Annotated in this window: 11 protein-coding genes; 2 read left to right on the top strand and 9 right to left on the bottom strand. The window is 69.9% G+C overall.

Annotated elements, in window-relative coordinates; all coding sequences use genetic code 11:
- Positions 1-24 precede the first annotated feature (24 nt).
- The 9 genes from ald to ACRDSQ_RS30740 form a co-directional block, all read right to left on the bottom strand.
- Positions 25-1,140 (bottom strand): alanine dehydrogenase, encoded by a 1,116-nt coding sequence (ald, locus tag ACRDSQ_RS30780; protein WP_431425959.1) that lies wholly within the window; start codon positions 1,138-1,140, stop codon positions 25-27.
- A gap of 116 nt (positions 1,141-1,256) precedes the next feature.
- Positions 1,257-2,807, bottom strand: coding sequence for a helix-turn-helix domain-containing protein (locus ACRDSQ_RS30775; RefSeq protein WP_431425957.1), 1,551 nt, complete (start codon positions 2,805-2,807; stop codon positions 1,257-1,259).
- Between the two features lie 150 nt (positions 2,808-2,957).
- Complete coding sequence (locus tag ACRDSQ_RS30770) at positions 2,958-3,818, bottom strand: SGNH/GDSL hydrolase family protein (RefSeq protein WP_431425955.1); 861 nt, start codon at positions 3,816-3,818, stop codon at positions 2,958-2,960.
- An 82-nt stretch (positions 3,819-3,900) separates the two neighbouring features.
- Positions 3,901-4,404, bottom strand: coding sequence for a hypothetical protein (locus ACRDSQ_RS30765; protein WP_431425953.1), 504 nt, complete (start codon positions 4,402-4,404; stop codon positions 3,901-3,903).
- A gap of 49 nt (positions 4,405-4,453) precedes the next feature.
- Positions 4,454-6,502: a diguanylate cyclase domain-containing protein gene (locus ACRDSQ_RS30760; protein WP_431425951.1), complete on the bottom strand. Its 2,049-nt coding sequence runs from the start codon at positions 6,500-6,502 to the stop codon at positions 4,454-4,456.
- A gap of 10 nt (positions 6,503-6,512) precedes the next feature.
- Positions 6,513-7,322, bottom strand: a complete 810-nt coding sequence (locus ACRDSQ_RS30755; protein ID WP_431425949.1) for an SAM-dependent methyltransferase — start codon at positions 7,320-7,322, stop codon at positions 6,513-6,515.
- A gap of 43 nt (positions 7,323-7,365) precedes the next feature.
- The gene (locus ACRDSQ_RS30750; RefSeq protein ID WP_431425948.1) at positions 7,366-8,040 is read right to left on the bottom strand and encodes a sterol desaturase family protein; all 675 of its coding nucleotides are present in this window, start codon (positions 8,038-8,040) and stop codon (positions 7,366-7,368) included.
- Positions 8,037-8,750, bottom strand: coding sequence for a FadR/GntR family transcriptional regulator (locus ACRDSQ_RS30745; RefSeq protein ID WP_431425946.1), 714 nt, complete (start codon positions 8,748-8,750; stop codon positions 8,037-8,039). Before ACRDSQ_RS30745 ends, ACRDSQ_RS30750 begins: the two co-directional genes overlap by 4 nt.
- 91 nt (positions 8,751-8,841) lie before the next feature.
- Positions 8,842-9,432, bottom strand: coding sequence for an SACE_7040 family transcriptional regulator (locus ACRDSQ_RS30740; RefSeq protein ID WP_431425945.1), 591 nt, complete (start codon positions 9,430-9,432; stop codon positions 8,842-8,844).
- Between the two features lie 163 nt (positions 9,433-9,595).
- On the opposite strand from ACRDSQ_RS30740, the gene ACRDSQ_RS30735 reads away from it, so the two are divergent.
- On the top strand, positions 9,596-10,384 hold the full coding sequence (locus ACRDSQ_RS30735) for an SGNH/GDSL hydrolase family protein (RefSeq protein ID WP_431425943.1): 789 nt from the start codon (positions 9,596-9,598) through the stop codon (positions 10,382-10,384).
- A gap of 133 nt (positions 10,385-10,517) precedes the next feature.
- Positions 10,518-11,604 (top strand): carboxyl transferase domain-containing protein (locus tag ACRDSQ_RS30730; protein ID WP_431425942.1); only part of this gene is annotated, 1,087 nt, incomplete at its 3' end.

Genomic DNA, 11,604 nt, shown 5'->3' with positions numbered 1-11,604 from the left:
GGCCGAAACCTTGTGTGTGTGGACTCAGGCTAGGACGGTGTCCAGGGGGGTGGTGGGTAGGGAGTGGGCGGTGGCCACTGGGGCGTTGGTCAGGAGGCCGTTGTGGGTGTTCAGGCCCAAGGCCAGGGCGGCGTCGTCGCGCAAGGCGGACTTCCAGCCCTTGTTGGCCAAAGCGACTGCGTACGGCAGGGTGACGTTGGTCAGGGCGTACGTGGAAGTCCTTGGGACGGCGCCCGGCATGTTGGCGACACAGTAGAAAATGGAGTTGTGGACCGGGTACGTCGGGTCCGCGTGCGTGGTGGGACGCGAATCCTCGAAGCAACCGCCCTGGTCGATGGCGATGTCGACAAGCACCGAACCCGGCCGCATCTCCGCCACCAACGCGTTGCTGATCAGCTTCGGGGCCTTCGCGCCCGGCACCAAGACAGCGCCGATCACCAAGTCCGCCTCACGGGCTGCCTGCTCGACGGCGTAACGGTTCGACGCGACAGTGCGGACACGGCCGCCGAACTGGTTGTCGATCTGGCGTAGCCGGTCCACATTCGTGTCCAGGACCTGCACCTCAGCGCCCATGCCCAAGGCGATGGTGGCCGCGTTGACACCCGCGACGCCGCCGCCGATGACGACGACCTTCGCCGGGGTCACACCCGGAACACCACCAGGGAGCACACCGCGCCCACCGGACGGCTTCATCAGGGCGAACGCGCCGACCTGCGGGGCCAACCGGCCCGCGACCTCGGACATCGGCGCCAACAGCGGCAGCGCGCCGTTGCTCGTCTGCACGGTCTCGTACGCGATGGCGGTGACGCCCGACTCCAGCAGCGCCTTCGTCAACGCCTCGTCGGCGGCGAGGTGCAGGTACGTGAAGAGGGTCTGACCCTTACGCAGCCGCGGGTACTCGACCGCGATGGGCTCCTTCACCTTGAGGACCAAGTCGCCCTCTGCCCACACCTCGTCGGCGGTCGCGAGGATCTTCGCGCCCGCGCCCAAGTACTCCTCATCGGAGATGGCCGAGCCCAGGCCCGCGCCGGTCTCGACGAAGACATCGTGGCCGCGGCTGGTCAGCTCATGGGCACCCGCTGGCGTGAGCGCCACCCGGTACTCGTGGTTCTTGATCTCGCGGGGGACGGCGATCTTCAACGGGAAGTCCTCTCTGGGCCATTCGGGGTGTGCTGTACCACGGTCGGACACGCGTGCAGCGGTGTCATCGTGTCGCGAACACGAGATCAGACGGGGTCGGTTGTGCTACGAGCACATCACGCCCAGCGGATCGCTACTAACTGTGTGAGCAGGGCGAGCCGGACATCGGGATCGGCCAGGTCCGCGTCGAGCGCCGCGGTCACCCGTGACATCCGGTATCGAAGCGTGTTCGGGTGGATCCGCAGGGCGGCGGCGGCGGAGCGCGGGTCGCCGGGGTGGCGGAGCCACTCATAGAGCGTGTCGACGTACCAGCCGTCGGACTCCTCGTCGGCGGCGCGCAGCGCGGCCAGCGGCCCGAACGCGGTCACCCCGGCCGCGGCCACGGCGGCCCGGTGCAGGACGAGCACCGCCCACACGTCGTCGTGGACGGCCACCGAGCCCTCGACCAAGCCCGCGCGCAGCAGGCTGAGGGCTTCGTCGGCTTCGGTGCGTGACCGTGCGAGGTCGGCCACGTCCACCGGGGAGCCCGCCGCGACCAAGGCGCCACTGGACGCGGCCAAGGCGGCCCGGACCTCGGTCCACCCGGTGTCGCCCGGCTGGTCGGGCACGACGGCGTAGAGGACGCCATGCATGTCGGCCACCGCGGGGCGGCGGCCGATGCCGTCGGTGAGGCGCTGGACGAGGGCGAGGCGCATGCCTTCGCCGCCCAAGGCGTCGTCGGTCTGCACGTCGATCGCGACGACACGGTGTGCGGTGTCGGGGGCAAGATCCAGCTCGGCGGCGACCAGGCGCGCACTGCCGGTGCCTTGCAGCGCCGAGCGGACCAGCTCCGCGGTCCGCCTGCGCTCACTGTCTTCGCGCGCCCGCCGCCGCAGCAGGTGCAGGGCCACGACGGGCGCGGTGTCGGCGAACGCGGCGGCTCGCGCGTCGGGGACGGGGCCCGGGACGACCGCCCACATCGAGCCGAGCAGCTCCCCGCCCATGCGGATCGGGACGATCAGCCGGGGGAGCGTGCCGTCGCGCTGTGCGGGGACGAAGATCGTGGTCCGGCCACGGCTCAGCTCGCGGAACACACCGCGCGAGCGGAAGCGGGCCAGGACGTCGTCCGGCACCCGCCTGCCCATGATCGTCGAGACCCGGGCCGGGTCGGTCCGGTCCTGGCGGGCGGAATACGCGAGGACCCGGGAGTTGGCGTCCTCGATCGTGACCGGGGCGTCGATGACGGCCGCCGCCGCGTCGGCGAGCCGGAACAGGTCGCCGAACGGGCCCGCGTCGGTGACCGCGCCCGAGGAGTCGGACTCATCGGCGGCGGCGTCGAGAACCGAGCGCAGAAGCCAGACGAGCTGGGCCCAAGCGGCGCCGGAATGCACCTCGACGACAGCCGTGCCCCCGCGCTGGGCGGCGGTCTTGACGGCACTTCTTGAGGCGTGTGGAGGTTTGAGCAGGACGGCGGCCGCGCCGTGGGCGCCGCTGTGGCGGACCAGTTCGACGGCGTCGGCGGTTGAGGAGACGGCGATGCCGAGGACGAGGTCGCCGGTGGCAACGTGGGTGCGTTTGCCCGCTTCGGCGATGATCACGTCGCTTACCTGGGGCGTGGGGTCGTGGGGGTCGACTATGCGCAGGAGCGTGGGACCTACCCGGTCCACGACTCCTTGCACGGTGATCATGGCGCTCCCTGTCGTCTTTGCATCAAGGTAGCGCTCTTTGTCCTATGTGCACTGTGTTCGGGGGTCGTGGCCGGGTCTCACTCCGGCTTGATTGTTCAACTCTCGGGTGGCGGTATCAAGGGCGGCCAGGGCGGGTTGGCGGGGCGGGGTTTAGCGGGTGAGTAAGTGGGTGGCCCAGGTGAGGCCCGCGGCGACGCGCATGCCGGCGGCGTTGGGGTGGATGGGGGCGGCGGGGTTGGCGGGCCGTAGAGGTTCTACCCAGCGGCGGTCGGGGGGTTGGCAGGCGTCGTGGTTGAGGGAGAAGTAGTACGGGTCGACGAAGTGGGCGCCCGCAGCCCGGGTGGTGGTGGCGATGGTGGCGTTCAAAGCGCGTTCCACGCCGTCGAAGTAGGCGGTGTCGCCCGCGGCGAAGGGGACTGAGGGCCAGCAGCCGGTGTGTGGCGGCAGAATCCTCAAGTAGCCGACCACAAGGATCTTCGCGTGGGGTGCGCGCTTTCTGATCCCGTCGAGGGTCTGGGCGATCTTGGGGGTCACGGCGGTGACCCGATCGGCCAGGACATCTCGGCCGGACTGGGTGTAGTAGCGCTGGCAGGGGTTGCCCGTGGGGTCTTTGGCGCCCTCTTGGCCGCAGCGGGCCAGGATCTCGCCGAAGCCGATGTCGTTGCCGCCGATCGTCAAGGTGACCAAGTCTGTCTTGGGGCTCAACGCTTCGAACTGGGGTGGGTTGGGGCCGCCCGCGACCTGTTGGGGTGCGGTCATGTGCACGGTTGTGGCGCCGCTGCACGAGACGTCCTGGAAGGTGTCGACTTTGAGCCAGCGGGCCAGTTGCGCGGGGTAGTTCTGGTCGGAGCGCGCGCAGCCTGGCGGGATCGAGTTCTGGACCGGGATGCCGGGGCCCGCCGCGTAGGAATCGCCCAAGGCGACGTAGTCCCTGGCGGGCGGCGCCGCTGATGCGGGGACCGTGAAGGTGGCGAGCACCGTCAGGATGAGGAGCAAGGCTGCTGAGCGCATGCCTTGATGGTCGTCCTCGGATCTGGGCACGTCAACGGGGTCGGGAAGGCCTGTGGACAACCGGAGAATCCACTGTGGACCTTCAGCCGCGAATCCAGGCGGGCACCGGCAGATCGCGGCTCAGACACTCGTCCGAAAGGCGTAGCGTCCAGCGCAGTGCCTGGACCATCAGGGCCGTCATCTCGTCGGGGTCGGCGTTGGCGAGGGCGATCTCGATCTGCGCCTTCGCCGCGGCCTGGTCGCCGTGGACCTCCGCGAGCAGAGTGCGGACCGCCGTGCGGACCGGGGGGTCGGCCTCGTCGATCGGGACCTCTTGGCCGTCGTCGTCGTAGACCTGCATCTTCACCGGCGCCGTTCCGCCGGAGCCGAGTTCGGCCACCATCGCGCTGCACTCGTGGAACAACAGCAGCATCAGCTCACGCGCGTCGGCGTGGCTGTTGGGGGCGGCCTGGACGGCCGACGCGACATGGTCGAGCGCGCCGTCGTCCTCGCCCGCGCGCATGGCGGCGAGGGCCGCGCACGCGGTGTCGATGAGGCGTTCGCGGCGGTTCGGGTCCGGCTCGCTGTCGGGTTCCACGTTCCTCATCCTGCAACAGCCCGCGTGCGCGCGGGCAGATCGACGCCGGGCGTTTCGTTCACTTGGCGGACCGGACGAGGCTGATCACGTCGTCCACCGAAAGACCCAGACCGAACGCCTGACCCTCTCCGGTGTCCGCCCCCAGCGCCGCCCACCATCGGGCTTCGGCCAGGTCACGCACCCCGCGCACGCCCACGGCCACGCCGATCGAGCGCATGGTGTCGATCAGGCCGCGGGCGGTCTCGACCTGGACGCAGTCGCGCGGCAGCCAGTCCGGCCGCCATCCCTCGAACGGGTCGGCGAGCAGCACCGCGCCGACCTTGAACCGCTCCGCCATCGTCACCTCGCGCGGTCCGCCGGTGAACCCGTGCAGCGCGGTGACCACGCCGATGTCGCCGAGGGTGCGCAGGTTGTCCTGGGCGTCGCCGTTGAAGGTGACCGTGCCCGTGTGCAGCCCGACCTCCAGCAGCCCCGGCGGGATCCCGGTCGCCGCGATGGCCCGGTTGATCACCCTCGACAGCTCCGCGTCGACCGACTGCAGTGGCGAGAGCAGCACCCGGTGCACCGGTCCTGCTCCGAAGAGCGCCTGCCACACCGGGACCTGCTCTGTCGACCGGGACAGCAGCCACGGGCCGAGCGCCACCGAGAGCCCCGTTGTCTCCGCCAAGTCCGCCGCTGACGGCAGGCCAGCGGTGGGCCGCTCGACCCCGGGCCTCGCCGTGACCCGCACCGCCTTGAGGTCCGCGAGCCGGGCGACGACGTCGTAACGCAGGTCCAGTTCGCCGTTCTCCCACGCCGCGGGCAGCGCGGTCGCCGCGGATCCGATGGCGCGGTCGCGTTTGTCGGCGTCGTGGTCGAACTCGACCCACTGCCGCCTGCCCGCCGCGCGCGCCTGTCGCAGCGCCGATTCGCCCGCGCGGAACAACTCGGCGCTTGACATCGCCGACGGTCCGGCCCGCACGACGCCGATGCTCGCGCTGATCGCGAGACCCACGCCGTCGGTGTAGTCCGGCTCCGACAGCTCGGCGTTGATCGCCTCCACCAGCTCCGGCACCGGTGGGCCGTCCTGGACGAGGATGGCGAACTCGTCGCTGCCGATCCGCGCGACCACCGCCTTCTCGCCTGCCACCATCTCCAGCCGCTGTGCGACCGTGCGCAGCACCCTGTTGCCGACCTCGTGGCCGTAGGTGGTGTTGACCATGGCGAAGGCGTCGAGGTCGAGGCAGCACAGGGTGAGCGTGCTGGTCGGCGCCGCTTTCCCGTGCATGGTCTCCAGCCGCGACTCGAAGCTGATCCGGTTCGCCAGACCGGTGAGCGCGTCGTGCAGCAGTTGGTGGCTGAGCCGGTCGCCGAGCAGGTGCAGCTCGCTGAGGTCCTGGACCATCGTCACCCGGTAGGCGGGCCCGCCGGTCTCGTCGGGCAGCAGCGAGGACTTCGCGTAGACCCACGCCGTCTCACCGTTGAGCCTGCGCAGCCGCTGCCGGTCGGGCAGGTGCGCGAGCGGGCTGCCCGAGAAGTCGGGTTCATTGGAGATGAACTCGGCCAGCGAGCGGCCCGCAAGGTCGCCGGTCCCGCAGGCCAGGATGGTCGCCAGGGCCGGGTTGGTCTCCACGAACCGGCCGTCCAGCTCGGTGATCGCGATACCGACGGCGGAACTGGCGAACACCTCCCGGAACCGGCTCTCGGTGGCCCGCCGGTCCCGTTCTGCCTGGCGCATCGCGTTGTGCAGCGCGATCTTCATGTTCTCCTGCTGCGCCAGCGTCCGGTTCCGCAAGGCGTTCGCGTAGCCGGCGGACACCGCGACGAGGAGCAGCACTTTCCGGTCCGCTGGTCCGTGCAGGCCTTCGGCGAGGGCGGCGACCGACCGCTGCAGCGTGGTCTCGCCGATCAGGCCGTCGGCCACCATGCGCTCGCCCACCCCGGTTCCCCGCGTGGTGTCGAACGGCTCGGCCACCAGCGCGGCGACGAGCGTGGCGACCATCTCGCTGAGGTCGGCGGTGATCTCCTGCGACGTGCGCGGCACGTAGGCCGTGGCGGCCACCGCACGCAGCCACGAACGGACCAGGGTGTCCTGGTCCGTTCGGACGCGCACGGTGGGCTCGGCCATCACAGCGGTCTCAGCGCTTGCGTCCCACACCGGCGAGGATGCCCGCCAGGTTCGGGTCCTGGCCGTCATCCAGGCCCGCGTCCGGGCGCCACAGCGCCGTGGGGACGATGCCCGGCTCGACGACCTCGTAGCCGTCGAACAGGTCCATGATCTCCTCGCGGGTGCGGGGGAACATCGGGTCGCGGCTGGACTTCATCACCTCGACGACCCGGTCCATCTCCTCGGGCATCAGGTCGCGGGTGAACTGCGAGAACGCCAGCATGCTGCCATCGGCCGTGGCGTCGCGGTAGCGCCCGATGATCCGCTTCGGGTCCTTCGCGTCGGGCACGAAGTGGAACACCCCGGCCATGATCACGCCGATCGGCTGGTCGAAGTCGAGCAGCCCGGTGCCCCGCGTCGCGGCCAGCACGTCCGCCGGGACGGTCAGGTCGGCCTGCACGATCGTCGCGTTGGGGTTGCTCGCCAGCATCAGGTTGCTGTGCGCGCACGCGACTTCCTCGTAGTCGACGTACACGACCCGGCACGTCGGGTCGGCGTTGTGCGCGATCTCGTGCACGTTGCCCACTGTCGGGATGCCGGACCCCAAATCGAGGAACTGCCGGATGCCGTTCTCGATCATGAACAGCACGCTTCGGCGAAGGAAGGACCGGTTGTGTCGGGCGATCTCCCTCGCGTGCGGCTGCGCCTGCAGGAACCGGTGTGCGAGCTCCCGGTCATGGGCGAAGTTGTGACCGCCGCCCAAGAGGTAGTCATAGAGCCGTGCTGCGCTTGGTCTGTCCAGGTCGATGCCCTCGGGCACCCACGTCGTCGATTCGGCCACGACACCCACTCTCCGCGATCGCTTGGTGACCCGTAGAGATTACTCACCCGACCAGGGGATCCGACAGTGGATCAAGCGACGTGTTGTGCAAATCCTTGACGGAGGGCGAGTTCGTGACGGTACGCGGATCGGGGTACGTGCGCATGACCCGATCGGCTGTACCCGTCGTGGTCACGGTGAACCAGTAGTGCTCGTTCTTGAAGTGGTGGAGGCGGTGGTTGCGCCACACCGCGCGGTAGAGCCGGGATTTCGGCTGGTAGTCGCTGTGGATCAGGTAGTGCGTCCACTCGTAGGCCAGCCCCAGGGCCGCCACGAAGCAGAGGAACGTGAGTCCCGACGCGACCCGGCTGAACGCGGTGAGCGCGATCGCGGTGATCACCGGCAGCAGCCACACGAGGACCGGCCACGGTATGAAGACCAGCGGGACGTCGCGCGGATCGGCGTGGTGTTCACGGTGCTTGCGCGCGAGCAGCGGATCGATTGTCACCGCGGCGATCTTGCGCGGGCGCCGGTGCAGGACGCAGACGTGCACGGTCCACTCGAAGAACGGGAACACGGCCAGCATGACGAACGGCAGCAAGGTGTCGCTGAGCCACCAGTCGCCGACCGCCGCGCGGGCGACTATGGCGGCGACGAGCGTGCCGCCGATCAGCCACGGTGAGGGGTGGCGCACGAACTCTCGCGCGCAGTCCGCCAGGGAGACCCGCTTTCTGCTCATGTCAGCTCCTTGATGACGGTCAGGAACGCCTCGGTGGCCGGGCTCAGTAGATCGAGCGCGGCCGAGCGTGCCCGCTCGGGATCGGCCTCGGTGACCGCGCGGGCGAGCGCGCGGTAGGCGTCGGTGCGCGACACCTCGGCGGCCATCAGCGGGCCGAGGAGGTCGAACGCGGGTTCGTAGGCGGCGCGGAGGCTGTTGAACACCAGCCGGAAGACGATCGAGTCCGCGCCGTCGACCAGGTGGTCCCAGAACGCGAGGGCGTGCCGCTGCGAGGCCACTGGGTCGTCGGTCACGGCCAGCGCGTCGATCACCACTGACAGCGGCTGGGTGAGGCGCTCGCCCGCCCGCGCGGCTGCCAAGGCGGCCACTTCCGGGCCGATGAGGAGCCGGGCGTCGAGGATGTCGCGCACCACCGTGAGGTCGACCGTCTCGCCGCGCAGCAGCAGGCGCGGCAGCAGGTCCAGTCCCGCGCTGCGCCGGAAGTCCCGCACGACCGTGCCGTCGCCCTGCCGGACATCGACCAGGCCCGCTTGCGACATCCGCTGCAGTGCTTCGCGAACCGCGGGCCGAGATACCCCTAGAACCTCGGCGAGCGCGCGCTCGCTGGGCAGCGACTCGCCCGCCGCGACGCTGCCGTCGATCACCGCGTGCAGCATCTGCGCGAACACCTCGTCGGGCACAGAGCGCCGGGCCACGGGCTGGAACGTCATGCCAATGGACGGTAGAAGGCCACTGGTCAGAGGTCAAGTGGTCTTACCAATTAATCGAGCAGTGCTCGCGCCTGCCCGGATAGGGGTGGGGTCAGGCGACGGGGGTGTGGATGAGGGCGGTGAGGGCCATCGCGGTCAGCAGGTCGGCCATCTGGTCGCGGTCGAGGTGCCTGCTGTGCGGGGTCGAGTTGATCAGGCCGAACACCGCGTGCGCGGCGGCGCGGGCGGTGGGTTCGGGGATGGCGGGGACGGCGTCGCGGATGACCTCCACCCAGGCCTCGACGTAGCGGCGCTGCAGGGCGCGGACCTTGCGCCGGTCGGGGTCGGTCAGGTTGCCGAGGTTGCGCTCCTGCACCGTGATCAGCGAGGGGTTGTCCAGCGCGAAGTCGACGTGGAAGCGCACGAGGTCGCCGAGTGCGTCCTGCGCCCCGCCCGCCGAGCTGACCCGGGCGAGGCCGCCTTCGAGCAGCTCTTCGGAGATCGAGGTGAGCATCTCGCCGAGCATCGCGTCCTTCGACCGGAAGTGCCGGTAGAGAGCGGGCCCGGAGATGCCCACGGCGGAGCCGATGTCGTCGATGCCGACGCCGTGGAAACCGTGGCGGGCGAACAGTTCCGCCGCGGCGGCGAGGATCTGCTCACGCCGACTGGGGCCGGTTTTCGCTGGTTCGGCTGCTGGGGACACGGGGCCATCGTATTGCAGGGTGGTTAGCGACCGCTAACGCCAGACGTTTGAAGTCCGTTGGGGAAAGTGCCAACCCTTAATAAGTTACCGAGCAGTTCCGTATGTGGTGGGTCGCTGGTAGTCATGAGCTGTCGGGAATCCCCTCCAACGGCGGAGGTTAGGCATGCGTGTCCCCAAGTCCCTAGTGATCACCCTGCTCACCCTGTTATCCATGGCCGGCTTCGCGGTGCCCGCATCGGCCGCGACCGGCAAGTACGTGGCGCTCGGCGACTCCTACTCCTCGGGGTTGGGCGCGGGCAGCTACGGCACCAGCGGCTCCTGCAAGCGCAGCGCGAACTCGTATCCCCAGCTCTGGGCCAACTCCCACGCCCCGTCCTCCTTCTCCTTCGTCGCCTGCTCCGGCGCGCGCACCGGCGACGTGCTCGCGAACCAGGTCGGCGCGGTCACCGCCGACACCGCCCTGGTCACCATCTCCATCGGCGGCAACGACGCGGGCTTCGCGAGCGTCATGACCGACTGCAACTTCGGCTCCGACTCCACCTGCGTGCAGCGCAACCAGGAGGCGCAGAACTACGCCCGCACCCAGCTGCCCCCGAAGCTGGACGCGGTCTACGCGCAGATCCGCAGCCGCGCGCCCAACGCCCGGGTGCTCGTTGTCGGCTATCCGCGCATGTACAAGGTTCCGGGCTACTGCTACGCGGGTCTGAGCGAGACCAAGCGGGCGGCCATCAACCAGTCGGCCGACGTGTTGGCCGACGTCACCCGTGGTCGGGTCGCCGCCGCGGGCCTCACCTTCATCGACGCCCGTGCCTCTTTCGCCGGTCATGAGATCTGCGCCGCGGGCACCCGCTGGATCAACAGCTGGGCGTGGCCCGTCGAGGAGTCGTACCACCCGAACGCGGCTGGTCAGAACGGTGGCTACTACGCCGCCGTGCGCGCTGTGACCGGCTGATCCCTGCCCTGTCTCGACCGAAGGCCACCTCCGATCGGGGGTGGCCTTCGCCGTGGCTGGACGCGGACGTTAGCGAGCGCTAACATTGGTCGCATAGTTAACGGTGACTAACATGCGATCGCGAGGACCTGAGATGGACGCGCCCGTCCTGCGCAGCGACGCCGATCCCGCCGACGAGGCTTTCCAGCGCAACGTCAAGGAGCACCGCGTGCTCGTTGACGACCTGCGCGAACGCCTTGGCACGGCGGCGCTCGGCGGACCCGAGAAGGCCCGCACGCGACACGTCGAGCGGGGCAAGCTCCTGCCACGTGACCGGGTCGACTCGCTGGTCGACCCAGGGTCTCCGTTTTTGGAACTCTCCCCGCTGGCCGCCACCGGGATGTACGGCGACGACGCCCCCGCCGCGGGGGTCATCACCGGCGTCGGCCGGGTGTCGGGCCGCGAGTGCGTGATCGTCGCCAACGACGCCACCGTCAAGGGCGGCACCTACTACCCGATGACGGTCAAGAAGCACCTGCGCGCGCAGGAGGTGGCGCTGCAGAACAACCTGCCGTGCGTCTACCTGGTCGACTCCGGCGGCGCGTTCCTGCCCAAGCAGGACGACGTCTTCCCCGACCGCGACCACTTCGGCCGGATCTTCTTCAACCAGGCCACCATGTCCGCCCAGGGCATCCCGCAGATCGCCGCGGTCCTCGGCTCCTGCACCGCCGGCGGCGCGTACGTCCCCGCGATGAGCGACGAGGCCGTGATCGTGCGCAACCAGGGCACGATCTTCCTCGGCGGCCCGCCGCTGGTGAAGGCCGCGACCGGCGAGGTCGTGTCCGCGGAGGACCTCGGCGGCGGCGATGTCCACTCGCGAACCTCCGGCGTCACCGACCACCTGGCCGACGACGACGCGCACGCGCTGCGGATCGTCCGCTCCATCGTCAGCACGCTCGGCCCGCGCGCCCCGCGTCCGTGGGACGTCGCGCCGGTCGAGGAGCCCGCGATCGACCCGGCCACGCTCTACGGCGTCGTCCCCACCGACTCGCGCACGCCGTATGACGTGCGTGAGGTGATCGCCCGCATCGTGGACGGCAGCCGGTTCCAGGAGTTCAAGGCCCGCTATGGCCCGACGCTCGTGACGGGGTTCGCCCACATCATGGGCTACCCCGTGGGCATCCTCGCCAACAACGGGATTCTGTTCTCGGAGTCGGCGCTGAAGGGCGCGCATTTCATCC

Origin of the sequence: Actinokineospora sp. (assembly GCF_050699995.1) — a bacterium.
In the GTDB taxonomy this organism is placed as follows: domain Bacteria; phylum Actinomycetota; class Actinomycetes; order Mycobacteriales; family Pseudonocardiaceae; genus Actinokineospora.
Note: the sequence above shows the minus strand (reverse complement) of the source record. Positions and strands in the feature narration are given on the sequence as shown.